Here is a 26,244-nt window from a genome sequence, read left to right as displayed (position 1 = left end):
ATGCGATACATCGACCATCTGGCAGATCTGCACAAAAGAACAACCAGAGACTATCTGGGCAGAATGAACGAATATCCCAAAGCACAGGCTATTGAGAAAGCGAAAAAATACGGATACGACTATTGGGACGGAGACAGAAAATTCGGCTACGGCGGATACAAATATGACGGAAGATGGAAGGTTGTCGCCGAAAAACTTGTTAAAGCATACAACCTTACAAAAGACAGCAAAGTTCTCGACATTGGATGTGGAAAAGCATTTCTTCTCTATGAAATAATGCAGCTAGTCCCCGGAATCAAAGTTACCGGAATAGACATCTCCGAATATGCCATCGAAAACGCAAAGGAGGAGGTAAAACCCTTCCTTCAGGTTGCGGACGCGGCAAAACTCCCCTTTGAAGATAAATCCTTCGACCTGATAATCTCACTTAACACACTGCACAACCTCTTCTGCTACGACCTTGAAAAGGCACTTCTTGAGATTGCCAGAGTGGGCAAAAAAGATAAATACGTCATTGTTGAATCATACAGAAACGAAGAGGAGAAGGTAAACCTGATGTGCTGGGTGCTCACAGGCGAGTGCTTCTTCAGCCCGAAAGAATGGGAGTGGTGGTTCGAGAAATTCGGATACGACGGTGACTATTCTTTCATTTACTTTGAATAGAGGTTCATATGCAGGTTAAAACTACCAAAGCGGCCATTCTGAAAGAACTGAATTCGCCGCTGATAATAGACGAAATAACCCTTCCGGAAAACCTTGCCTACGGACAGGTGCTTGTTCGCATACACTACAGCAGTATATGCGGCTCACAACTTGGCGAGATAAGCGGCGTTAAAGGGCATGACCCCTACCTTCCTCACATGCTTGGACACGAAGGCAGCGGTGTGGTTCTTGAGGTCGGCGAAGGTGTCTCAATGGTAAAACCCGGAGACAGGGTTGTAATGCACTGGAAACCATCAAACGGAATAAACGCAAAACCCGCGAACTATACATGGCGCGGTGCAAAGCTCAATTCGGGGCAGATAACCACTTTCTCCGAACATGCGGTGGTCTCCGAGAACAGACTCACACCCATTCCCGATGATTTCGACATGAAAATCGCACCCCTGTTCGGATGCGCCGTGACAACAGGCCTCGGCGTTATAAAGAACGATGCGCAGGTGAAGATAGGCGATTCTGTGATCATCTTCGGTGCCGGAGGCGTCGGTCTGAACATGATTCAAGGCGCTGTGATGTCCGGTGCTTATCCTGTCATAGCCACAGACATCCACAAGAACAGACTGGAAATGGCGAAGAAGATGGGCGCAACTGTCTGTCTGCTTGCAGACGACAAAGAGGGTCTGGAAGCCGCAATGAAGCAATACTCGATAAAGGGCTTCGACATAGCCATAGACAACACGGGAAATCCCGCCGTAATCGCACAGGCATACGGAATAACATCGCCGGAAGGACGCACAGTTCTGGTGGGGGTACCCAAAAAAGGCAACAACACAGAGCTTTATACTCTGCCCCTGCACTTCGGCAAAAGCATAACAGGCTCACACGGCGGCGGAACAATTCCTCAGAAAGATATCCCCGCATATATCAGGCTGTACAAGGCGGGTCGCCTCGACCTTGACAGGCTTATCACGCACACATTTAAGCTGGATGACATAAACACCGCTCTGGATATGATGCGCAAAGGAGAAACGGACGGAAGATGCCTTTTGGAGATGATATGAACAGTGAAAAAATACTGGTGACAGGCGCAGCGGGCGGAATGGGCAATGCCCTCTGCCTTATGCTCAAGGACAGCGGGGCTTTCGTTATAGCCGCCGACAAGTCCGAATGTGCCGTCTGCGACACGCAGTACACACTTGATCTGACTTCCGAAGGCGCACCTGAAACCCTCTGCAAAAAACTCAACGCCAACGGTCATAAGCCCACATGTGTTGTGCATCTCATGGGCGGCAGGCTGGAAACTGACACACAGCCGCCAAGCGCTGAAACAATGGCAAAGACCATGCGCCTTAACCTGACAGCGGCAACAGAGATAAACTCGTTCATAATCCCCGCCATGGTTGAAGCAGGCGGCGGAAAGATCATACACATCAGTTCCGATGCGGCAGATAACGGCAATGCCTCGCCATGCTACGTTGCGGCGAAAAGCGCAGTTAACGCATATGTTCGATCATCCGCAAGATACTACGGCGAAAAAGGCGTTCTCATATGCGCCGTTGCTCCCGGCATAACAGAGCACCCCACAAGCGACTGGACACAAAAAAAAATCACAAATCCCGATTATTACAATGCCCGAATAAACATGATGCCCCTTAAAAGATTTCTACGCGCGGACGAAACCGCCGAGATAATTCTGGCGGTGATACGCATGAAAGGGATGGCTCTGAATGGGTCTGTAATAACGGCAAACGGCGGGCTTTGAGATGGGCTGTATCCTCTGCGGCAGCGGAGACACCCATGAAATACTCTCCTTAAGCTGTTCCGTATCTTCCGACAGCAGATTTCTTCCTTTCGGATTTTCGCTGGTCAGATGCGGTTCATGCGGAACGCTGCAAAAAAAAGCCGATGAGACATATAAACTTAATATAACAGAGCTTTACTCCCATTACAGATCATACCCACTGACCGAAGGCAGAGACCAGCTGAAATCCTTCGGCAAGATACCTGTCACCCGCGCACAACTGATAGAAAAAAACTGTGCAGACCACCTTCCCGAAACAGGCAGTGCGCTGGATATAGGTACAGGCAGCGGAAGTTTCCTCAAAGTTATGTCCGAAGCCAAACCAAACCTTAAACTTTTCGCGCAGGATATAGGGCGCGACCCCGATTTCTCTGTTGATGTGAAAAAATTCTACACCTGTCCGCCGGATAAAATATCCGAACGCTTCTCTATGATAAGCATGATACACGTTCTTGAACACATCACAGAACCCCACGAGTTCCTTGAGAATGTTAAAGGGCTTCTCACCGAAAACGGCGTTCTGCTGATTCAGGTACCAGACATCTCCTCTAACATATTCGACACGGCTGTCTTAGACCATGTTGTTCACTTTTCAAAAGCCAGCCTGTATTCCCTGCTTAAAGAGCATTTTAAATGTGTAGCCCTTCCGGAAGGACAGGTTGCAAAAGAGATAACCGCAATTGCATCAATGCATGGAAGAGACACAAAACAGCCGGAAAAAGAAACGGTGGATTTTGAAAAATATATCGAATATCTGAAAACAGTCAGCGAAATAAACGAGCCGATGTACGTTTTCGGCACAGCCCCCGTAAGCACTTTTTTCGGCGGATACATAGGCGACAGGCTGGTTGGTTTTCTGGACGAGGACACCTTTAAACAGGGGAAACTGCACCTTGATAAAAAAATTATAAGCCCCTTAGATGCCGAAAACGGGATAAAATGTATACTTCCCTTCCCGCAGGAAATGGCATCAAATATCAGCGCAAGATTCAACAAAATAGACTTTATTACGATTTGTAGTAGTACACTCTGAAAACGGGAGAGTCTCTCATGGTCGAACTGAAAGCGATAGCAGAACATATCCGCAATGCGGCAAAGAATAAAAAATTAGTATTTGTATCAGGTAATTTCAACATCATCCATCCCGGACACCTGCGTCTTCTTAACTTTGCGGCATCAAACGGGAAATATCTCGTTGTGGGCGTAAACCCAGATTCCGATGCCACAATAGTATCTCAGGACGACAGACTGGAAAGCATCCGCTCCATCTCCGTTGTAAACCACGCTTTCATCCTTAACTGTCCCCCGCAGGATTTCATCTCCATACTGCAACCCGACATCGTTGTGAAAGGAAAGGAGTTTGAAAACAAGCAGAATCCTGAACAGGACGTTGTCTGCGAATACGGCGGAAAACTGATATTCGGGTCGGGCGACATAGTTTTCTCGTCCACAGACCTCATCATGAAGGAGTTCAAACTCCACGACGACGTTAAGCTGATCAAACCGCAGAGCTATCTGGAAAGACACGGCATAACAAAAGAATCTATAACATCGGTTCTCTCAAAATTTTCTGATATAAAGGCAATCGTTATAGGCGATTCCATCATCGACGAATACATCACATGCCAGCCACTCGGCATATCGCAGGAAGACCCGACAATAGTGGTCACACCTCTGTTCTCCAACACTTTTCTCGGCGGGGCGGGCATAGTCAGCGGTCACCTGAAAGGGCTGGGTGCAAACGTCTCCTTTTTCACTATCACAGGGGCGGACGAATACAGCAGTTTCGTCAGCGAACATCTGGAAAAATGGGACATAAAACCCTACATTTTTAAAGACGAGACAAGGGTGACAACACTTAAGAAAAGATACAGAGCAGGCAACAAAACACTTCTGCGGGTCAACTCGCTTAAGGCACACGGCATAAGCAAACAGATACAGTCCAAAATTCTCAGGAGTATGGAAGAGGAGATGAAAACCGCCGACCTGCTGGTGTTCTCCGATTTCAGCTACGGCTGTCTGCCCGCAAGCCTTGTGGAAGCTATAACAGCTATGGCAAAAAAATATAACGTACTGATGTCGGCGGACAGTCAGACTTCTTCCCAATCCGGCGACATAACCCGCTTCTCAGGGGTATCCATGATAACCCCCACAGAGGTAGAGGCGCGCGGTCCCATGAAAGACTACGAATCAGGACTTGTTGTCCTCTGCGAAAAGATACGCAAAAAAACAGGGGTGAAAGACATTCTGCTCACAATGGGCGCAGAGGGTGTCCTTATACACACCACCAGAGAAAAACCTCTGAAAGATCAGGACGACTGGGCAACGGACAAACTGCCTGCTCTGAACGAATCGCCTAAGGACGTTGCGGGAGCCGGTGATTCCATGCTCTCATGCGCATCGCTGGCGCTGGCAAGCGGTTCGGACATATGGCACGCCGCATATCTCGGTTCGGTCACAGCGGGACTGCACGTCACAAGAGTGGGTAACACACCGATAACCATGGCAGAGCTGATGCACAACATCGAGGTGAATTTCAAATGAAAGCCCTCCTTTTGGCTGCAGGACTTGGGACAAGGCTGTACCCCGTGACCAAAGACATGCCCAAGTGTCTTGTGCCTATAGACGGAAAACCGCTGCTTTGGTACTGGCTCACACTGCTTAAAAAAGCAGGAGTGGATGAAATAATTATAAATACACACCACTTCGCCGGACAGGTGGAGGATTTCATAAAGAATCAGAAGGTCTTCGACAACGCCGTATGCGTATACGAAAAAGAACTGCTTCTCACAGGCGGAACCATCCTGAAAAACAGCCCCCGTTTCGGCAATGAGCCTTTTATAGCCGCTCATGCAGACAACCTTTCCGTTTGCAGCTATGCCGATTTCATTCAGGCACACCGCAACAGACCGACAGGCACAGACATGACCATGATGACCTTTATAACTGAAACACCAGAAAGCTGCGGTATAGTGGAATGTGACAGCGAAGGCAGAGTTCTTAAATTCCATGAAAAAGTGCAGAATCCGCCATCCAGCCATGCAAACGGCGCCGTCTATATACTGGAACCTATCGTAGTAGATTACATAGCATCTCTCGGCAGAGAAAAAGTCGATTTCAGCACAGAGGTCATCCCTGCTTTCATGGGCAGGATAGCAACGTTCAATAACAATGTTTACCACAGGGACATCGGCACACCGGAAAGTCTGGAAATTGCCAGAAAAGACATAAAACAGCTCGGAGAATATCTGTGAACAGAACAGCCAGCGTAGTCATGACGACATACAACAGAGCAGATATGCTAATGAGCGCCGTTTCTGCGGTTCTCGGACAGACCTACACAGATATTGAACTGGTAATATCCGACGACTGTTCCACCGATACCACAGAAGGCGTTATTCGTTCCATAAACGACCCGCGTGTCAGATACGTCCGCACCGAAAAAAATTCGGGATATACTCTTAACTCCCTGAACGGAATCAGACACGCATCAGGAGCATATATTATTTTCGTAAGCGACGACGACAGAATCTGCGACGAGCGATTCATAGAGGACGCAGTAGCGCTTATCGAAAAAGGCGCGGACATGGTTTTTTCCCGTGTCAGGCTGAAAACCGAATACGGCGACATAGTTAACAATCACCCGTTCAAAGCGAGCTGTACTCCCGCAGAATTCATCCAGTCCCTGCTCGATATACGCCTGAACCACCCCGAACATTTCTGTTTCAGCAATTTCCTGTTCAAAAGAGATATGCTGATGCAGACCGCTCCGTTCGTGTCCATGTTCAAAGATTCCATAGCTGCCGATATCGCAACAATAATCAAATACGCGGCTGACTGCGAAAAAATCGCTTTTCTGGACAGAGTAACATACGAATGGACAAGAAACTCCGAAGAGAGTTTCAGCCACAGTGGAAAGGCGAATCTGATAAAACAGACGGAACTTAACCTCTCCGCACCCTTAGACATGCACAAATATTTCAAAGATAAAAACCTCTCTGCACCTCTCAGGGCAGTGATAAATACATATCTCGACCGCAGAACAGAATACACGTTCCTTGCTATTCTGGCTGACAGGGACGCCTGTTCAAACGAACAGAACTTCCGCCGCGCTCTGGCACAGATAACTGACGGACAGACTGCCTACATCTGTTTCAAAGGTTGGGTGGGGCTGGCTCTGCATGAATACATGGAGAAGGCAGACGTCCGTTTCGGCGGATTCATAGACGATTTTAAAAAGGATGCGATGAGCTTTGAACAGTTTGCAAAAACCGCAGAAAAGCCGTGCAGTGTGATAATCGCCGGATACAAACATAAAGACGTCCTGCGGGCTTACAAAAAGCTGTGGAAAATCCCGAATATCAAAATAATTGATATCCTTCAAGAGGAACAATGATATCCGCATTCGTACCAACCCTGAACAATGAAAACACCATCCGCAGGGTGCTTAGCGCCATAAAAGCGCAAACAGTGCAGCCGTCTCGGTTCATAGTCATAGACAGCGGTTCCACAGACAACACGGAAAGCATTTGCCGCGAAGAGGGTTTTGAGTTTTATCCGCCGTCACATTTCGGCATAGACGGTATCCTCGGTCTCGGCAGAGCGAGAAACCGCATACTGGAACTCATCGATACACCTTATCTTCTCTCCGTTGACAGTGATATCATTCTCCGTCCCGACCACATAGAAAAACTTTTGCCTATACTAAAGAACAACCCGAAACTTGCAGGTGTTGCGGGAAAGCAGATAGAGCTTAACCGCACGGAGATGGGCGACAGATGCCGCGCTCTTGTGGATATGCGCGACCTTTACAAACCGCTCGGTTCCGAAACAGACGAATACCGCGAATTTCTGCTTGGTTCAAACAGCATATACAGAACAGAGGCGCTTCATAAAGCAGGCATAGCCGAAAACGGCAATAAACACAGACCTTTTGACGACAGCCTGATGTCCAACTACGAAGATGTGGACATCGGCATAAAACTCAGAAAACTCGGTTACGAACTGCTCTGGCACCCAGACCATCACACATATCACCTTCAGAAAGATGATGTCGCCTCATATCTCAACCGTGCGTACCGCTACAGAGTGTTCAAATGGTCGATGAATAGCGCATTTCAGGATGAAACCCTCTACCGCAAAAAGGCGGAACACAACATCAACTACACCCGAATGGGTTTAGACATTATAACTGAAAAATCCCGAAGCTATCTGGTGTATCCATACATACTGGCAGGCTTCAAATTTTTTCTGGAAGACATTTTAAGATTTCAGGAAGATGCCCCTGCCGCGCAGAGGATTTATAGTTCCTTCATAAAATCCCTTAACCATTTTACATCCGACAAAATCCGTCAGGGCGTTCTTGATTTCAACAAGGACATACTGGATAAAATAGCACTCACCCCCTCAGAAGAAACTGATAAAGAGATATTCGAGTGGTTCCGATCACTTGCGACCCTTGATGTACTTCATAAAAAATTCCCCGCCATGCACGACACAAAGCTGACGGAAACAGATACCGAACTCAAAACAAAGGCTGTGGAAGCATCAATGCAGCGTATGGAGTATGAAAAACAGCTCAATGCATACGGCGATTTCAGGGTAATGACCGTCAACCTGCCTTGGAGACAGAACGGCAGGGCAGGCGTTAACGCAGGAAGCCGCTGGCCGCATACATACGATATGTCGCGTTATGAGGCGAATTTGCAGCCCTACATACCCTATCCATTCTTCATGGGACATCTTTTCAGCCTGCTGAAAGAGAACGGGATTAGCGCATGGATAACGGATGGCGTTGCAGAGGGATACGCCCCCGAAGAGATTATATACGAAGCCTTCGGCTACGCACCGGATCTGCTGATAACCGAAACATCCGCCCCGTCATTTGAAAACGATATGGCACTTCTGAAACAGATAAAAGAGTTCCTGCCACATACAAAGATATGCGTTACAGGCTCGCACGTAGGTTTTCTGAAAGAAAATATTCTGGATGAGGAACATATCGACTTCGCCATTCAGGGAGAATACGAACTCTCCGCACTTAAGCTTGCGAAATGCCTGAAAGAGGGAAAACCTTACGGACATATTGACGGGCTGATACATATCTGCGGAATCAATCCTCCCCGCAAAACCACCGATTTTGCCGCATTGCCACGCCCCGAAAGGCTCATCACTCCATTTTATAACTACAACGACAGACCCGTTAACGCTCTGGCATACCCGTCTTTCCAGACTCAGCTTTCCCGCGGCTGTCCGTACAAATGCTGTTTCTGTCAGTGGGTGCATACAATCTACGCTAACGGATACAGGAAAGCCGATACTGATACCATTGTAAAAGAGATTCTCGACGCGCAGGGAAAATTAGGAATCCGGTCATTTTATCTGGACGACGAGACATTCAACATAGATAAAAAGCATTTACACCGTTTCTGCGATTCGCTGGGGGAGAACGGCGTAAAACTGCCGTGGATGGCTATGGCGCGTGCTGACGGCGGGCTTGACGAGGAACTTATCATCCGCATGAAAAACAGCGGTCTCATAGGGCTTAAATTCGGCATAGAGAGTGTGGATGAAACCGTTCTGAAAGAGATAAACAAGAAACTCGATATAATAAAATGCGAACAGACCCTTTCGCTGTGCAGAAAACACGGGATAGAGGTACACCTTACATTTTCCATCGGCTATCTTGCTGATACCAAAGAGACCATACAAAAAACGTTCGACTGGATGCTCGCACAGAACCCCGACTCGCAGCAGGTTTCAATAGTTACGCCATTTCCCGGCACTCCCATGTATAACGAGCTTATCAAAAAGGGTGTTTTGGTCGATGATAATCTTACGGACTTCGACGGTCACAATACCCATGCCTTCCGCGGAAATCTCGAAAGTGACGAGATAGTAAGGCTGAAAGACAAATGGGTTAAGGACTGGACGAAACACAAAAACAGAGGCACAAATTGAACATTCTCATAACAGGCGGCTGCGGCTTTGTGGGCAGCAGTCTGGCACTGAATATAAAACAGAAATATCCCAAATACGAAGTAACCGCGTTGGACAATCTCCACAGAAACGGCAGTGAACTTAATATCCCGATACTCCACGAGGCGGGGATAAACTTCATTCAGGGCGACGTGCGCCGACCGGAAGACCTTGAACCGCTCAGCTATGACCTCATGATAGAGGCGAGTGCGGAACCGTCTGTGATGGCGGGACTTAACGGCGACGACAGGTATCTGATGGAAACAAACTTCGGCGGGCTTTTCAACTGCGTCCGTTCGGTGCTGGACAACAATGCAAAGCTGATCTTCCTGTCAACCAGCAGGATATTCCCCATGTCTGCCATAAACGGGCTGGAATATATAGAAGAGGCGTCACGCTACACCATGAAATACGGACACGGCATAGCAGAGAACTTTCCGAAAGAAGGAACGCGCTCCCTCTACGGTATGAGCAAGTATGCGGGCGAGCTACTGATCGCAGAATATATAGAAATGCTGGGACTTAAAGCGATCATAAACAGATGCGGGCTTCTTGCGGGCAAAGGTCAGTTCGGCAAAACCGATCAGGGCGTTGTAACACACTGGGCGGCAAGCTATATCTACGATAAGCAATTAAGCATCTTCGGAAACGGAAAACAGGTGCGCGATATTCTAAACGTGCGCGACCTCTTCCGCCTGATCGACATGCAAATACACAGCTTTGACAGATTTCGCAGTGAGCTTTTCAACATAGGCGGCGGGATAAATAACTCGCTGTCCATATTTGAGCTGGATGCGCTTTGTAAAAAACTCATAGGCGCTAAAGAAGTGCCGTTCATGCCGGAACGTGTTCTGGATATAAAATACTACGTCACTGACAATACAAAGATACAAAGTTACGGCTGGTCGCCTGAAATTTCGGCTGAGGAAACTCTGAAAGAGATAGCAGACTGGATTACAGAGAACAAAGAGGAACTGAAATGGATATTTGCCTGATAACCGGAAGCGGAGGACTGATAGGCTCGGAAGCGGCAGAGTTTTTTTCCGCTCATTTCGACAAAGTGATAGGCATCGACAACGATATGCGCTCATACTTCTTCGGACAGAGTGCGTCAACATCGTGGAACGTTTCACGTCTGTCGGAAAAACTGAAAAATTATGAACATTTCAACATAGACATCAGAGATTTTGAAAAACTGGAAAAACTCTTTGCAGAATACGGTACGGACATAAAATTCGTTCTGCACACAGCGGCACAGCCGAGCCACGACTGGGCGGCAAAGGAACCATTCACGGATTTCGGCGTTAACGCCAACGGCACGCTGAACGCACTGGAAGCCGCAAAAAGACACTGCCCCGATGCGGTCTTCATCTTCACATCCACAAACAAGGTTTATGGAGATACGCCTAACCTTCTGCCTCTGGTTGAGCTTGAAACACGCTGGGAAATTGACAAAAGCCACCTTTATTTCGCAAAAGGCATAGACGAAAGCATGTCTATAGACAATTCAAAGCATTCCATTTTCGGTGCGAGCAAGGTCGCGGCGGATGTCATGGTTCAGGAATACGGACGCTATTTCGGCATGAAAACCGCAGTTTTCCGCGGCGGATGTCTCACAGGCCCCAACCACTCCGGCGCACAGCTTCACGGTTTCCTGAGCTATCTGATAAAATGCGCAGTCACCGATACGCCCTACACCGTTTTCGGCTACAAAGGCAAACAGGTGCGCGACAACATACACTCTTTCGATATGATAAACGCGTTCCACAGTTTCTATAAAGCACCCCGCTGCGGCGCAGTGTACAACATGGGAGGAAGCAGACATAGCTGCTGTTCCATGCTGGAGGCGATCGCTATGCTGGAAAAGCTGACCGGCAAACCATTCCGCCACACATACACAGAGGACAACAGAAGCGGCGACCATATCTGGTGGATAAGCGACGTTTCAAAATTTAAAGCCGACTATCCTGAATGGGACTACACATATAATGTTGAACAGATTATTTCCGAAATATATGATACTATGAAACAAAGATTCTGAGGTTCATTTTGAGAGAATACAACATTGAAGACATCTCCTACACCATTACTGAATACTGCCCGGGACCCTGCCGTTATTGCTCCATATGGAAGCAGGAAGACAGACGCGGCGAAGAACTCACCGACACTGAGCTGGACAGCATCTTCTCCTCAAAACACCTCGATCTGAAAAAGGTTCACCTCACAGGTGGCGAACCCCACATGAGCGACACATATCTGCGCGTGGTGGACAGTATCTACCGTTTCCATGACAGCGTGGTCATAGATTCACCCATAACAGGCTGGTTTCCCGAAAGACACGAGGAAATAGCGAAATACGTCCTCAAAAAGCATCCGCTCTACCGTCTTGACATATCGCTGGACGGTGACGAGGAGACCAACGCAAAAATACGCCTGCGCAAAGACGGCTTTAAATCTGCGATGGAGACCCTTGAGCGGCTGAAAAAATTAAAAGGGCTTGTTCTGCGCTTCCAGTTCACCATTTACAAAGAGAACCTCCACCTCATCGAATGGATATACAACTTCGCAAAAGAGATGGGCGTCGGGCTTTATATCGGCTACGGAAGGTTCAGCAGTGAACGTTATAAGAACACTCAGGACAACCTTGAAAAATGCACCCTGAACAAAAACAGCTTCATCTGGACTGACGACGAACTGAAACAGATAGACGAACAGCTTGTAAAAATAGGCTACGACAAGGGACGTTACAGAAGCAAATATTTACTGCAAAAAGCGGTTTACGAAGGACAGAAGATAGACTTCAACTGCTATATGGGCGGTCGGAGCATCGACATCGACCCATACGGCAATGTGTTCCCCTGTCTTCTGTGGCTGAACTATCTGAAAATGGGCAATGTGCGCAAAGCCGGCGGTCTGGACAAGGTTCTCGAAGGCGATCAGGCGCAGGATGTTCTTACCATGATACGCTCGAAACAGTGCCACGAGGACTGCCTTTACACCTGTGCGAACAAAATGACGCTCATCAACCCCGAAATACCCGCTGTCGGCATGATAAAGTATCAGGGGAAATACGGATACATTTTCAGCGAAAAGGACGTTATACCCGTCAAACCCTGGTGGTATGACGAATACGTCCAAAGGGGCATAATTTGATCTGGTTCGACCTTGTTACGCCGAAATCCGTTATGTTCTTCCGCCCCTTCATTGAGGGCATAAAGGCGCGCGGCAAAACCGTTCTCGTAACGGCGCGGGAGGGCGACGGCTACAAAGAGGTTGTGGATCTGCTCAACCTATACAAAATAGAGTTTGTGAACCGCGGATACTTCGGAGGCGCGAATCTTGGCGACAAACTTAAGGCATCAATCCACCGTCAGCTTGCTCTGATGGAATATATAGAGAAATGCAGTATCACGAAGCTGGTCTGTCTTTGCAGTGTGGACGCGAACCGAGTTGCTTTCGGGCTTGGGATTCCGATAGTCAATTTTTATGATATCCCTCTTTCAGACCATACGGCAAATTTCCGTAAGGCACTCCCGCAGGCAAGGCTCACCCTGCCCCTTTCAACTAAGGCATTCAGACCCTATATGGTACCGCAAAGCATTTTTGAGCGTTTCTCACTGGAACCCGAACAGATATTTTCATACAATTTCCTCGACGTTGTGGCATGGCTCCACGACTTCAGACCGGATATCAACTTTTTCAGAGATTTCCTTAAATCACGCGGACTTAACCCGAACAAAAAGACCATAGTAGTGCGCGAGGAAGAGTTTAAGGCGTCATACGTTGGGAAGAAATATCCGGTACTTTATGAAGGGCTTGAGCTGATAAAAGAAAAAATGAACGTCAACATCGTCCTTATCCCCAGATATGAGGCGGAACCACTTAAAGCTCTTTTCCCCTATGCCACAGTCATTGAGGAAAAGATGGTTATCCAGCACCTTCTGGCGTTCGCCGACCTTTTCATCGGCGGCGGCGGAACGCTTAACTCCGAAGCGTGCTATTTCGGCACACCCGTAATATCCACCCGCTCGTTCATCTCTCACTATGACAAACTGCTGATTGACAGCTCGCTCATGGAAAAAGCGGACACAGCGGAAGAGCTTCTTGAAAAAGCACAGCAGATAATATCAAAACGGCACGATCCGAAACCGCTGTTCGATACCATGTCTTTTGACATGGACAGCATTATTGAGGAGATACTTGCTTAGGGCTGATACTTTTTCACTAAATTATTGAGTTCTATCAGCGCCGTTTTCATTGAACGGATGCGTATTGCGTCGCGGTCGCCGGCAAAGTTATATTTCTTCGTTACAACCTCTCTGCCCACACACCAGCCGATGCATACGGTACCCACAGGCTTTTCATCCGTACCGCCGCCGGGACCCGCAACACCTGTGACCGAAACAGAGCAGGACGTGCGAAGCTGGTTCGCAACACCCACCGCCATGGCACGCGCGCACTCTTCGCTGACAGCGCCGTGGTTGATAAGTATATTTTCCGGAACGCGCAGAACGCGCATCTTAACATCATTGCTGTAAGATATCACACCGCCCATGAACACGTCGCTGGAACCTGCGATATCGGTTATCTCTTTGCCTATCATCCCGCCGGTACAGCTTTCTGCAACTGAAAGGGTCAATCTCTTTTCCCTGAGCGTCCGAAGAACAACGGCTGCTATATTGTCGGAACCGTAGCCTATAAAATTATCAGAGAATCTGCCTCTGACGCGTTCCGCATACTCCATTAGCATCGCTTCGTCAAAACCTCTGAGTTTCACCAGAATCTCGCCTTTCGCGACATTGATGATACATTCCATGCCTTCGGGAAAGCCGAATTCCCGCAGAACGTCGTCAACCTCCGATTCGGGAAGGGAACCTATGCGGATATCAATACTGTGGCGTTCGCGCATTTCAAACCGCTCCCGCAGAAACGGCATAACGTGTTCCTCAAACATCAGATACATCTCATAGGGAACGCCCGGCATACTTATTATGATATGCCCGTTCTTCTCCATACCGAAGCCCAGAGCTGTTCCTCTGCCGTTGGGAAACAGTATACAGCTCTTCGGCAGCATCGCCTGACGGAGATGGCTGTCTTTTATATTGACCCCGCGCTCTTTCAGGCGGTTTATCATATGCGTCTTGGCAGTTTCGTTCATCTCTGTTTCAACGTCTGTCGCTTCGGCAACAGTCTCTGCCGTGAGGTCGTCAAACGTAGGTCCCAGCCCGCCGGTGGTGAATACGCAGTCGTATTCTTCAAGCGCCTGACGGAAAACTGAGACTATCATCTCTTTATTGTCGGGGATAAGTCTTACCTGTTCAACATCGAATCCGGCTTTTACAAGCCTTGAACCAAGCCACGCGGAATTGGTGTCAACGATGCTCCCCTCCAGAAGCTCGCTTCCAACCGCAAAAATCGCACATCTGACCATAGATCACCTATATATGAGAAAAGAAAAATATGTATCCGAGATAAAACAATCCCAGAAGTATGATTGAGTATACCGCCGCCATGATGTCATCTGCCATGACGCCAAGTCCGCCGTCTATCTTTTCAAGTTTTTTGATGGGATAAGGCTTCCATATATCAAATATCCTGAACAGCACAAAACCCAGAGGAATTGTAAACACGTTCGCAGGGATAAATAAAAAAATCATATAATAAGCGGCTATTTCGTCTATTACGACTTCGGAAGCATCCTTTTTACCCGTCAGCTTTTCATATCTGTCCGCCGCCCAGACACCGCCGAACATCAGAACAATAAATACAAAAGCCTTAAAGGGATAAGCAAGCTGTTCTGTAGCCAAAACCGGAAGTATCGCAAAAAGCGTCCCGAAAGTGCCTGGAGCCTTCGGAGCAAGCCCCGAACCAAACCCAAGCGCAACTATCTTCGCAAATCTGTCCATTTATATTTCCTGCAGTTTGAGAGCTTCTTTAAGGTCTATCTTGCCCTCATAAAAAGCCTTTCCTGTAATAGCGCCAAGAATACCTTTCTTACCCTGAAGCGCCCTTATATCGTTGATGTCTTTGAGACCTCCGGAGGCTATTACGGGATATTCTATACTCTCCGCCAGTTTCAGCGTCGCTTCAATGTTTATGCCTGTGAGCATCCCGTCTCTCGATATGTCGGTATAGATGACGCTTTCCGCAGAATAGCCTTCGTAGCTGTTGATTATCTCAACTGCTGTGACCGTACTCTTTTCGTACCAGCCTTCGGTTGCAACGTATCCGTCCTTTGCGTCCACGCCCAGAATGATTCTGTCGGGATATTCGCTCATTGCCTCTTTAACGAACTCAGGGTTCTTGACAACCACAGTGCCGAGGATTCCGTATTTAACGCCTATCTCGAAATAGGCTTTCAGCTTTTTCATATCGCGTATGCCGCCGCCTACTTCAATATCCATTCCGGCGGTTGCAACCATCTTCTCGATGAGCGAGAAATTGGTTGTTTCGCCCTTTTTCGCACCGTCAAGGTCAACGATGTGAAGTCTTTTTACTCCCATTTCGGCGAACATTTTCGCCGCGTCCAGCGGGTTGTCGTAATATACGGTGAAATCGTCCATGTCCCCCTGTTTAAGGCGCACTGCCTTAGCGTTTAAGAGGTCTATGGCGGGTATTATCAGCATTTCCATTCTCCGAAGTTTTTAAGCAGGTGCAGACCGAGTTTCTGACTCTTTTCAGGGTGAAACTGGGTCGCCGCCATATTGTCGCGGATTACCATAGCGGAAAAATCTATTCCGTATTCGCAGGAGAGCGCTTCAACGCCCTCTTCCTCCGCCTTTACACAGTAGGAGTGTACAAAATAGAAATAGTCGCCTGTATTGATACCCGCAAGCAGAGGGTGGTTCATCTTTTTTGTTATGCAGTTCCAGCCCATCTGGGGGATTTTCATCCCTTTTGCGATTATCTCTTCGGGAAATTTTCTGACCGTTCCCTTGAAATAGCCAAGCCCTTCGTGTTCGCCAAATTCAAGGCTCTTCTCAAAAAGGAGCTGCATCCCGACACAGATACCGAGGAAAGGCTTTCCTGTCTTGATGAACTCTGACGCCGCCTCTTTAAGCCCTGAATCTATCAGCCCCGTGCGGCAGTCGGCAAATGCGCCCACGCCCGGCAGAACGGCTCTGTCAGCCTTTATAACCTTGTCGGGGTCGGAAGTTATCTGCGCGTCAAAACCGAGAGACTGCAACGCCTTCTCGACACTGCGCAGGTTTCCCATTCCGTAGTCTATCACTGCGATCATTTATATGTACTCCGTTAGATATTGAAAAGATGTCAGAGACTGCCCTTAGTGGACATTATCCGGTCTGACTCAATGCGCACCGCATCCTTAACGGAGCGCGCGAAGCATTTAAACATCCCCTCAATGATGTGGTGAGTGTTTCTTCCGTATCTTTTAATGATGTGCAGGTTTATACCCGCTCTGTCGGCAAACGCTTTGAAAAACTCTTCAGTAAGTTCCGTATCGAAGTCCCCTACCTTTTCCGCAGGGATATCCGCATCGAAGTTGAGGTAGGTTCTGCCGGAAAAGTCCACCGCACACTCGATAAGTGTTTCATCCATGGGCAGAAGGAAAAATCCGTATCTGCGGATGCCCTTCTTGTCGCCCAGCGCCTCGCGGAAAGCGTCGCCCATCACTATTCCGATGTCCTCTGCGGTGTGGTGTCCGTCGATGTGCAGGTCGCCTTTTGCCTTAAGCTCCATATCGAAACCGCCGTGGCGTGTGAAAAGCTCAAGCATGTGGTTCAGAAAACCTATTCCCGTGTCAACGACGTATTTCCCGCTGCCGTCCACATTAAGAACAATGGATATTTCCGTTTCCGTTGTCTTCCTTGTGATGCTTGATTTTCTCTCTGCCACCGCAAACACCTCGAACTTTTATTTTACTTTACTGTCCTGATATATTATCCTAACATGACGTAAAAATAAATATCTATTGCAGATGTTTTCCCTTTTATGAGAGACAGCATATAAAATGAGATACCGTAAAACGCTCACCAAAAACTATGATCTGAATGAAAACGACGTCGACAATCTTCTTCTTATCAAGCCCATGATATCGAAATACAAAGACGAGTTTATCGAAGACTTCATGGAAAAGATGAGAACCTATTCCGTTAACGAAAAGCAGATAGCCGCGATGGAAGCTAACAGTGCAAAGCTCGCACAGTGGTTTGATTCGCTGTTTGAAGGCTACGCCGACAACGCCTACTTCGCCTTTGTAGGGAAACTTGGTGTTTCACTCAATAAATACCGATTTGAACCGGAGTTCATCTCCTCAATGATAAGTTTCGTGCGCCTCTGGATGCACGAAAAGATATTCAGCCTTATTGACGACGACATCCGCAGAAAGGGCATACTTCTCTCCATGCATAAGATGCTCGACATCAACAGCGAAATAATCATCAGCTCATATTATGAAAAGCTGGTCAGCACATACAACCCTGTACACAGCTACCGCAACAGAGTTGTCGATCTCAGCGAAAAGTTTTCGTTTCTGGTACACGCCCTCATGGTCATTACTCTTATCGGTCTGACCCTTACGGCGGGTATCGCGTTTCTCCTTGAGACCATACATCTTTTCGGCGAACAGCCCGACCACGCGCTTATAAACGCGCTGGGTTCACTGCTTATAATCTGGGTACTGGTGGAGCTTCTCCACACGGAAGTTCAGATGCTGAAAGGCGGAAAATTCAAAAACTCGATATTCATAAGCGTCGCCCTGATAGCCTTTATCAGAGACCTCATGATAATCACGCTTAAACATGAAACAACAAACATGCTCCAGCATGGATTCATTCTTGCGGCGATAACCGTTCTCGGTATAGTTTACTGGCTCATTGTCCGCACGGAAAATAATAATTAATCGGGGTTTTTAATGTTCAAATCTGTTATGAAGAAAATATTCGGCTCATATGCCGAACGCTATATCAAGACCATGCAGCCCATGGTCTCTGCCGTTGCCGCACTGGAACCGAAGATGCAGGAACTCACCTTCGACCAGATAGCGGAAGCGGCGGAAATGCTCAAGGAAAAACTTAAGAACGGCGCAACAGAAGACGACATTATGAATCAGGTTTTCGCCCTCGTCCGCGAGGCAGGACGCAGAACCCTTAACATGCGTCACTTCGACGTTCAGCTTATGGGCGGATACGCTCTGCACAAAGGCAAGATTTCCGAGATGAAGACAGGTGAAGGTAAAACCCTCGTCGCAACCCTCGCTATGTCTCTTAACGCTATGGGCGGAAAAGGCGCACACCTTGTAACTGTTAACGACTACCTCGCAAGACGAGATGCACAGTGGATGAGCCCAATCTATCTGGCGCTGGGTCTTTCCGTGGGCATAATAAACCACGAACGTTCGTTCCTCGTTGAATGGGACGACAAAGAAGCATTTACCACCAAACTTATCGAAGTTACAAGACCCGAGGCTTATGCCGCAGACATCACATACGGAACGAACAACGAATTCGGTTTCGACTATCTCCGCGACAACATGAAACCGCCTCACGAACCCACTGCACAAAGAGAACTTAACTTCGCCATCGTGGATGAGGTTGACTCAATCCTTATCGACGAAGCGAGAACACCCCTTATCATCTCCGGTCCCACAGAAAGAAGCACTGAGAAATATTATAATGTCGATGTGGTTGTCCGCCAGCTTCGCGCGGAAACTCACTATAAAGTTGACGAAAAAAACAGAACCGCACAGATGAACGACGAGGGCATCAACTTCGTTGAAAGAGAACTGGGCATTGAAAACCTTTACGATATCAAACACGTCGATATTCTGCACAATGTCAACAACGCACTTAAAGCTCATGCAATCTTCAAACGCGACGTAGATTACGTTGTTAAAGACGGTCAGGTTATAATTGTCGATGAGTTCACCGGACGACTTCAACCAGGCAGACGCTATTCCGACGGCATACATCAGGCTTTGGAAGCGAAAGAAGGCGTACAGATAGAGAGCGAGAACCAGACCCTCGCCTCCATCACATATCAGAACTTCTTCAGAATGTACAAAAAGCTTTCCGGTATGACAGGTACGGCTCTCACAGAAGCTAACGAATTCCTGTCTATTTACAACCTCGGCGTTGCCGTTATCCCCACTAACATGAAGATGGTGCGTAAGGACTTCACAGACGTTATCTTCCGTACTGCAAAAGAAAAATACATAGCCATCGTTGATGAGATAGAAGAGATGAATAAGACCGGCAGACCAGTTCTTGTGGGTACAAGCTCCATCGAAAAGTCTGAACTCATCAGCGATCTGCTCAACCGCAGAAAGATAAAACACGAGGTTCTGAACGCAAAGAATCACGAACGTGAAGCGGAAATTGTTAAAGACGCAGGTCTTCAGGGTGCCGTTACCATCGCCACAAACATGGCGGGTCGCGGTACGGATATTAAACTGGGTGACGGCGTAAGAGAACTCGGCGGTCTGCACATCATCGGTACGGACAGACATGAATCAAGACGTATCGACAACCAGCTCCGCGGTCGTGCCGGACGTCAGGGCGACCCCGGTTCGTCACGTTTCTTCGTTTCCCTTGAAGACGACCTTATGCGCATCTTCGGATCCGAAAAGATATCCTCTATCATGCAGAAACTCGGTATGAAAGAGGGCGAATCAATAGAACACCCAATAATAACCCGCTCTATCGAAGGCGCACAGAAGAAAGTCGAGGCGTTCCACTTTGAAATAAGAAAACACCTGCTGGACTATGACAACGTAATGAACCAGCAGAGAAACGTCGTTTACAGCCTGCGCCGTGATATAATTTCCGGCGGTGCCGCAGAAGAGATTATTGCCGAAACCATTGACAATGTTTTAGACGCAATGCTTGAAGCACACGTCAATGCAGCAGATAAACCCGATTATGAAGAATTTCAGAAAGAGATATTTGAAGTTTTCGACATAGAGTTTACTTTTGCTGAGGACAGAAGACAGCTTCACAACGAAATGGAGCGCCTGAAAGGTCTCGTTAAAGCCAAACTCGAGCAGAAAAAACAGGATTTCGGCGGTTTCTTTTCCGACGTTGCAAGGTTCCTCTACACCTCCATACTCGACTCAAAATGGAAAGAAAACCTGCTCCAGATGGATCATCTGCGTGACTCTGTCGGTCTGCGCGGTTACGGACAGAAAGACCCGCTTAACGAATACAAACGTGAAGCATACAACCTTTTCGTCGCCATGATGAACAAAATAAACAGCGAAGTCATACGCGTTCTGTTCCATGTAGAGATGAACCAGAAATCAGACATTGAAGCAGCCGAACAGAATCAGGAACGGGTTCAGACCAAAGAGGAACAGCGCGACATTTTCGCCGAAAAACCCCAGCAAAGCGAAGAGAAACGCACACCCATCAAAAGGGAATATCCGAAGGTCGGCAGAAATGACCTCTGCCCCTGCGGCAGCGGAAAGAAATATAAAAAATGCCATGGCGCAAACGAGCCGGACGCTAACGAAGATTAATCTAAGTCAAAATCAGCGGAAGTCTTTGAAAAAAGGCTTCCGTTTTCTTTTAAATACTTTTTCAGATAATCCGCTCTTTCCTGTTTCATCTTAGCCAGATAACCGTCCATCATCCGCGGGTTAAGTTCTATTCCGAATCCGTCTTTAACAACACCGCTTTTGAGCCGTTCCAGAACCATATCTCCGACATTTCTTTTAAAGTGACTGGTGTCATAATAATATTGCATTTCATTGGATGAATGTGGGATTTTCTCTGTTGTGATATCATTATAGACAGCAAAATCTATGATTGGAAACGGCTTTTTGCCATGTTCTTCTGCCGATTTGTATACTGCATCAACAACATCCTTTTTCCATTTAAGCCAGCTGTCATACCCGACATTAAGAGTCGCCACTTCCCATTGCAGCACGTGCGAAGGGTTGAAAACAAGCTCAACTTCAATATTGTTCTTATAACATTCATCCAATATTGTCGAAAAATCATCAAATGAATTTCTTTTAGTATCACCGTATCTGTAATCTGAGGACATATCGGCATACAGCTGAGTATATTTAAGTAAGGACATAGCAACGCTAATGTTATCCAGAAACATATTTTTTTCTGTCGATTCTGCGACTCCTCTTGCAGTAAAAGTCCTATGAGTTCTTTTTAATGTACCCAGTGCTTTTTTTATGCTGTCTTTAACTGCGTCAAATCTGATCGTATAAGTATAAAACCATATCTGCTGCTGCTCGTAGTCATCAAAATTTTTCTCGCGTACATGAAGCTGAGCATTGAACGATAGATAATCAAGTCCAATCAAAACTTTTTTTAAGTTTCCCTGTTTTAAAGCAGAGTCAAAATACTTATTTACTTCATACATGCTGGCACCGCCAACACCAGCATTATATGTGTTATTATCAAAATAGGCATTTATAGTGTCATACCCTGCATATGCCCTTGAGCTACCTAATATAAGATATGACGGTTTAAGTTTTTGAATCTGCTTAAATTTGATATATCGCATATTATAATCTGAAAAACTATTATAGTCTCTGTTTTCAATTTTCCCTAAATCATGAGGATCAGAATACCAGACAAAAACAGCTGTCGATATTCCTATCAATAACACTGATACAAAAAAAGTTAAAATCCATTGCTTACTTTTCATCAGTTACCTCAAAACACAAAATAAATGAACTGAGGCGATTTCATGTTAAACAATATTCCTATGGCAAAGCAAACTGCCGCCAAAACAGCTGTATTATAATTCGATTTAAAATTATTCAGTCTCTGAACAGAATTTACGGGATAGAGAATAATTCCCATGCCCAAAGTGATTATTAAGAGTTTACGCCAGATTATGAGGAAATAACTCAATGACTCATTAACGGAAAAACTGCTGAAGGAGAACATGGCACTGAACATTCTCCCCACTGCGCTCATATTGTCAGCGGTAAATATGGTTATTGATACACTGACGAAAATAAAAGTTATAAACCATGCGGCAAGATCAGGCAGCTGATACGATATTTTCTTCTTCCAGAAATGATTGAACGCCACAGCAACTCCGTGTACTGCACCGAAAACAATAAAAGTCCAGTTTGCACCATGCCACAAACCGATTATAACCATTGAAATGAATATCGCGGTCATAGCCTTTGCAAGGCTGTAACTGCCGAAAGCCCGCAGGATAGGCATAAAAACATATTTATTTACAAATTGCGAAAGTGTTATGTGCCATCGCCGCCAGAAATCTGCTACCGAATGTGCTCTGTATGGTGAATCAAAATTAACGGGAATTCTGATATTAAAAAGCAGACCCAATCCTATAGCCATATCTGCGTAACCGCTGAAATCAAAATATATTCTTATTGTTGCCGCAAAACTATAGCACCAGGCGGCAGCAAAGCACAAAGGATCTGTTCCGTTAAAGCCCTCGGTTACAAACTTCGTAAGACTGTCTGCAATAAAAGTTTTTTTAAACAGACCAATTGAAAAAATGAAAAGTCCTTTTGCAATATTATCATAATCAATTTTACCGACGTTTTTACACTCAAACTGGGAAATAATATCTTTGTGATGAGTGATCGGTCCAGCTATCAGTTGGGGGAAGAATGTTACGAACAAAGCATAGTTGACCAGACTGTACTCTTTCGTCTCTCTTCTGTATGAGTCCACGAGATATGCTATCTGCTGAAATGTAAAAAAAGAGAGACCAAGTGGAAGTGCAATATGAAGCAGAGTCAGCGAACTGCCTGAGACATAATTCAGATTAGTTATGAAAAAGTTATAATACTTATAGTAGAACAGTAACATTATATTTGCCAGAACAGCCAAAGTGAGAATGCTTTTCGGCGTAACTCTGAAAATGCGTCTTTTTTCACTTAAGAATCTTCCTGCAGTGTAGTTAAAGATGATCGACAGCAGAATCAGAGGCAAAAAAGCTATATTCCAGTAGCTGTAAAAAAAGAGAGAGGCCGCAAGCAAAAAAAATCTTGAAACACCTTCTGAAGTTTTAGAAGACAACAAAAAATACGCACAGAACGTCACCGGAAGAAAAACAAATATGAAAACATCACTGTGAAATAACATTGAGAAACCTTCAAAAGGGTTGTCCTGGGAGATTATGAATACAGTGTGATCTTAACATGAGTTGAATTTGATTGTAAAGCAAACGATTGAAAGTAAAATGACCGATAGAGGCCTCGCTCTACCGGTCACTTCTCATTAAGACAGCCGCTTTATCCAAGCAACCATACATTCTTAATAGTATTTGTACTTATCGTTGAGTTTACGCTGAAGTTTCTGCTGTTTGCGTTTTGCTTTAAGCAGTTTTTTTCTGCGAACCTCTGTGGGTTTCTCATAGTAGGTATGAGTTTTAATCTCCCTAATGAGACCCTCGCGCTCTATCTTCTTTTTCAGAAGTTTAAGAGCGTAGTCGACGTTATCGCCGTCAACCTTTACAATAGCGTTTATTGCCACTGTAATCACATCCTTTTCTATAAATTTAAATTAACACTATATCCAACACCTGATCAATATGCTCGACCAGATGGATACGAAGCACAGTTCTAACATCACTGGGAATGTCTGTCAAGTCCTTATCGTTGGCTTTCGGCAAAATAACCTCTTTTACACCCGCTCTGTGTGCGGCGAGAACTTTTTCTTTAACACCGCCTATCGCCAATACACGTCCTCTTAATGTTATCTCTCCTGTCATGGCGATATCGCAGCGCACCTGACGCTCGGAAAGAGCGGAGAGAATCGCAGTTGTCATCGTAATGCCCGCACTGGGTCCGTCCTTAGGCACAGCGCCTTCCGGAACATGGACATGAAGGTCAAACTCCGAAAATCGTTTAGCGGGTATCTGAAGCCTTGTGGCACAGCTTTTCGCAACTGTAAAAGCTGTCTGTGCCGATTCCTTCATAACGTCACCAAGCTTGCCCGTGAGCTGTAATTTGCCGTTTCCTCTGTATATGGCGACCTCTATCTGCAGGATATCACCGCCGTATGGTGTCCATGCCAGTCCGGTTGCAACGCCTGTTTCAACTGGCGCGGGTATCGCTTCGGAGCGGAACTTCATCTTCCCCAGATACTTATCCAGATTCTTTTCATTAACTTTAACAGCCTTAAGCTCCGGATTTTCAACTATCTTCTTAGCGGCTTTTCTGATTATAGAAGCAATCTCGCGCTCAAGGTTTCTTACGCCTGCCTCTTTTGTATATCCTCTGATAACGCCGTATACGGCGCTGTCTGCTATCTTCACTCTTTCGCTGTCGAGGTTATGCTCTTTGAGCTGTTTCGGCAGAAGGAACTTAGTTGCTATGCCGAATTTTTCCTTTTCAGTGTAGCCTGTTACAGGTATCACTTCCATTCTGTCCAGAAGGGGTCTTGGTATACCGTCAAGGCTGTTCGCAGTTGTAATGAACAGAACTTTTGAAAGGTCGAATTCCACCTCAAGATAGTGGTCGACAAAGGTTGAGTTCTGTTCGGGGTCAAGCACCTCAAGCAGAGCAGACGACGGGTCGCCTCTGAAATCCGCACCCAGTTTATCAATCTCGTCCAGCAGAAACACGGGGTTCATGCTTTTCGCTTTTTTGACGCTCTGAATAATTTTACCCGGCAGTGAGCCGATATATGTTTTCCTGTGTCCGCGTATCTCCGCCTCGTCCCGCACGCCGCCAAGGGACATACGAACGAACTCTCTTCCCATGGCTTCCGCTATGGAACGAGCCAGTGAGGTCTTGCCCACACCGGGAGGTCCTGTAAAGCAGAGTATTGCACCCTTGATATCAGGTGCGATCTTTTTGACTGCGAGGTATTCGAGTATGCGTTCTTTCGGTTTTTCAAGTCCGAAATGGTCGCGGTTAAGTATCTCTTCCGCGTTCTTAAGCTCAAGCTTGTCTTCCGTATAGTTGCCCCAGGGCATAGAGAGTATCCAGTCCAGATAGTTGCGGACAACGGTAGCCTCTGCACTCATAGGGGACATCAGTTTCAGTTTCCTGAATTCCTTTTTAGTTTTTTCCTTAACAACTTCACTGAGCTTCGCGGAGGTTATCTTTTCTTCAAGCTCGTCAATGTCCGCCTTGAAATCGTCGTCTTTGCCAAGCTCTTCGTTGATCGCCTTGACCTGTTCGCCGAGGTAATACTCTTTCTGAGCTTTTGACATCTGGCTTTTAACTTTCTGGCGGATGCGGTTATCCATTTTCACAAGTTCAGTGTAGGTCTGCACAAGCTCAATGACCTTTTCAACACGTTCCTGTGCGCTGTCTGTCTCAAGAATTGTCTGCTGTTCAGTATTTTTCACAGGCATATATGAGGCAACAGAATATGCCAGCCTGTTAATATCGTCTATTTCACTTACAGTGCTGAGAATATTTTCGTTAATCTTCTTTGAAAGTTCAGAATAGGTTCTGAAATTTTCCGCCAGCATTTTGAAAAGCACCGGTTCTTCCGAATGTTCTATTTCGCCGTCTGAAAGCATGCTGGCATTAACAAAAAGGCAGTCGCCTTCGTCAGCCACAGACAGTATGCGTCCCCGCTGCATCCCTTCCATCAGGAGTTTAACTGTTCCGTCAGGCAGTTTAAGTACCTGCAGTATCTTTGCGGAAACACCTGTGGTGTACATATCTTCAAACGCGGGGTCGTTTATCTCTTCGTCCTTTTGAAGAACGAAAAAGACATAGCCCCCTGTCTTTTCAGCAAGTTCAACGGCATTGACAGACTTATCACGCCCTACAAACACCGGAGTTATCATATAAGGAAAAACCACCATGTCCCTGAGGGGGATAAGCGGATATTGCTCTATTCTCTCCATTCATCACCTGTAATTTCAGATAAATAAAG

23 protein-coding genes are annotated in these 26,244 nt (G+C 46.5%); 14 read left to right on the top strand and 9 right to left on the bottom strand.

Annotated elements, in window-relative coordinates:
• Genes LRY47_RS10255 through LRY47_RS10200 form a run of 12 tightly spaced genes read left to right on the top strand, consistent with a single transcriptional unit; the run spans position 1 to position 13,647 of the window.
• Complete coding sequence (locus LRY47_RS10255; protein WP_295224987.1) at positions 1–663, top strand: class I SAM-dependent methyltransferase; 663 nt, start codon at positions 1–3, stop codon at positions 661–663.
• Between the two features lie 8 nt (positions 664–671).
• Complete coding sequence (locus LRY47_RS10250) at positions 672–1,721, top strand: zinc-binding dehydrogenase (RefSeq protein ID WP_295224984.1); 1,050 nt, start codon at positions 672–674, stop codon at positions 1,719–1,721.
• A complete protein-coding gene (locus tag LRY47_RS10245; protein ID WP_295224982.1) occupies positions 1,718–2,422 on the top strand; it encodes an SDR family oxidoreductase in 705 nt (234 codons plus the stop codon). Before LRY47_RS10250 ends, LRY47_RS10245 begins: the two co-directional genes overlap by 4 nt.
• A 1-nt stretch (position 2,423) precedes the next feature.
• Positions 2,424–3,494: a class I SAM-dependent methyltransferase gene (locus tag LRY47_RS10240; protein WP_295224979.1), complete on the top strand. Its 1,071-nt coding sequence runs from the start codon at positions 2,424–2,426 to the stop codon at positions 3,492–3,494.
• A 17-nt stretch (positions 3,495–3,511) separates the two neighbouring features.
• Positions 3,512–5,005 (top strand): PfkB family carbohydrate kinase, encoded by a 1,494-nt coding sequence (locus LRY47_RS10235; RefSeq protein WP_295224977.1) that lies wholly within the window; start codon positions 3,512–3,514, stop codon positions 5,003–5,005.
• Positions 5,002–5,715, top strand: coding sequence for a nucleotidyltransferase family protein (locus LRY47_RS10230; protein ID WP_295224974.1), 714 nt, complete (start codon positions 5,002–5,004; stop codon positions 5,713–5,715). The genes LRY47_RS10235 and LRY47_RS10230 overlap by 4 nt, the downstream gene beginning before the upstream one ends.
• Positions 5,712–6,857, top strand: coding sequence for a glycosyltransferase family 2 protein (locus tag LRY47_RS10225; protein ID WP_295224972.1), 1,146 nt, complete (start codon positions 5,712–5,714; stop codon positions 6,855–6,857). Before LRY47_RS10230 ends, LRY47_RS10225 begins: the two co-directional genes overlap by 4 nt.
• Entirely contained in the window at positions 6,854–9,421 is a 2,568-nt protein-coding gene (locus tag LRY47_RS10220; protein ID WP_295224970.1) for a glycosyltransferase, read from the top strand. The genes LRY47_RS10225 and LRY47_RS10220 overlap by 4 nt, the downstream gene beginning before the upstream one ends.
• Positions 9,418–10,434, top strand: a complete 1,017-nt coding sequence (locus tag LRY47_RS10215; protein ID WP_295224967.1) for an NAD-dependent epimerase/dehydratase family protein — start codon at positions 9,418–9,420, stop codon at positions 10,432–10,434. Before LRY47_RS10220 ends, LRY47_RS10215 begins: the two co-directional genes overlap by 4 nt.
• Entirely contained in the window at positions 10,419–11,480 is a 1,062-nt protein-coding gene (locus tag LRY47_RS10210) for an NAD-dependent epimerase/dehydratase family protein (protein WP_295224965.1), read from the top strand. The genes LRY47_RS10215 and LRY47_RS10210 overlap by 16 nt, the downstream gene beginning before the upstream one ends.
• Before the next feature lie 8 nt (positions 11,481–11,488).
• Positions 11,489–12,592, top strand: coding sequence for a radical SAM protein (locus tag LRY47_RS10205; RefSeq protein WP_295224963.1), 1,104 nt, complete (start codon positions 11,489–11,491; stop codon positions 12,590–12,592).
• The gene (locus LRY47_RS10200; protein WP_295224961.1) at positions 12,589–13,647 is read left to right on the top strand and encodes a DUF354 domain-containing protein; all 1,059 of its coding nucleotides are present in this window, start codon (positions 12,589–12,591) and stop codon (positions 13,645–13,647) included. Before LRY47_RS10205 ends, LRY47_RS10200 begins: the two co-directional genes overlap by 4 nt.
• Here LRY47_RS10200 and LRY47_RS10195 read toward each other — a convergent pair.
• From LRY47_RS10195 to hisB, 5 genes are read right to left on the bottom strand one after another with little or no spacing between them, the layout of a single operon-like run.
• Positions 13,644–14,870: a CinA family nicotinamide mononucleotide deamidase-related protein gene (locus LRY47_RS10195; RefSeq protein WP_295224958.1), complete on the bottom strand. Its 1,227-nt coding sequence runs from the start codon at positions 14,868–14,870 to the stop codon at positions 13,644–13,646. The genes LRY47_RS10200 and LRY47_RS10195 overlap by 4 nt on opposite strands.
• A 7-nt stretch (positions 14,871–14,877) precedes the next feature.
• The gene (locus LRY47_RS10190; protein WP_295224956.1) at positions 14,878–15,345 is read right to left on the bottom strand and encodes a phosphatidylglycerophosphatase A; all 468 of its coding nucleotides are present in this window, start codon (positions 15,343–15,345) and stop codon (positions 14,878–14,880) included.
• Positions 15,346–16,065, bottom strand: a complete 720-nt coding sequence (hisA, locus tag LRY47_RS10185; protein ID WP_295224955.1) for a 1-(5-phosphoribosyl)-5-[(5-phosphoribosylamino)methylideneamino]imidazole-4-carboxamide isomerase — start codon at positions 16,063–16,065, stop codon at positions 15,346–15,348. It abuts the gene before it with no gap.
• A complete protein-coding gene (gene hisH / locus LRY47_RS10180; RefSeq protein ID WP_295224953.1) occupies positions 16,059–16,679 on the bottom strand; it encodes an imidazole glycerol phosphate synthase subunit HisH in 621 nt (206 codons plus the stop codon). Before hisH ends, hisA begins: the two co-directional genes overlap by 7 nt.
• A 32-nt stretch (positions 16,680–16,711) precedes the next feature.
• Positions 16,712–17,296: an imidazoleglycerol-phosphate dehydratase HisB gene (gene hisB, locus LRY47_RS10175; RefSeq protein WP_295224950.1), complete on the bottom strand. Its 585-nt coding sequence runs from the start codon at positions 17,294–17,296 to the stop codon at positions 16,712–16,714.
• A 115-nt stretch (positions 17,297–17,411) separates the two neighbouring features.
• Here hisB and LRY47_RS10170 point away from each other — a divergent pair, with 115 nt between their 5' ends.
• Both LRY47_RS10170 and secA read left to right on the top strand, forming a co-directional pair.
• A complete protein-coding gene (locus LRY47_RS10170; RefSeq protein ID WP_295224949.1) occupies positions 17,412–18,302 on the top strand; it encodes a phosphate-starvation-inducible PsiE family protein in 891 nt (296 codons plus the stop codon).
• Positions 18,303–18,314: 12 nt separating this feature from the next.
• Positions 18,315–20,915: a preprotein translocase subunit SecA gene (gene secA, locus LRY47_RS10165; protein WP_295224947.1), complete on the top strand. Its 2,601-nt coding sequence runs from the start codon at positions 18,315–18,317 to the stop codon at positions 20,913–20,915.
• On the opposite strand, the gene LRY47_RS10160 is transcribed toward secA, so the two are convergent.
• From LRY47_RS10160 to lon, 4 genes are all read right to left on the bottom strand, one after another.
• The gene (locus tag LRY47_RS10160; protein ID WP_295224945.1) at positions 20,912–22,066 is read right to left on the bottom strand and encodes a hypothetical protein; all 1,155 of its coding nucleotides are present in this window, start codon (positions 22,064–22,066) and stop codon (positions 20,912–20,914) included. The genes secA and LRY47_RS10160 overlap by 4 nt on opposite strands.
• A gap of 8 nt (positions 22,067–22,074) precedes the next feature.
• A complete protein-coding gene (locus LRY47_RS10155) occupies positions 22,075–23,490 on the bottom strand; it encodes an MBOAT family O-acyltransferase (RefSeq protein ID WP_295224943.1) in 1,416 nt (471 codons plus the stop codon).
• Positions 23,491–23,661: 171 nt separating this feature from the next.
• Positions 23,662–23,880, bottom strand: coding sequence for a 30S ribosomal protein S21 (gene rpsU / locus LRY47_RS10150; RefSeq protein WP_132871188.1), 219 nt, complete (start codon positions 23,878–23,880; stop codon positions 23,662–23,664).
• 25 nt (positions 23,881–23,905) lie between these two features.
• Positions 23,906–26,215 (bottom strand): endopeptidase La, encoded by a 2,310-nt coding sequence (lon, locus tag LRY47_RS10145; protein WP_295224938.1) that lies wholly within the window; start codon positions 26,213–26,215, stop codon positions 23,906–23,908.
• Positions 26,216–26,244 lie beyond the last annotated feature (29 nt).

The organism is Seleniivibrio sp. (assembly GCF_021209385.1).
Classification (GTDB): Bacteria; Chrysiogenota; Deferribacteres; order Deferribacterales; family Geovibrionaceae; genus Seleniivibrio.
This window is presented reverse-complemented; position numbering and strand designations above follow the sequence as displayed.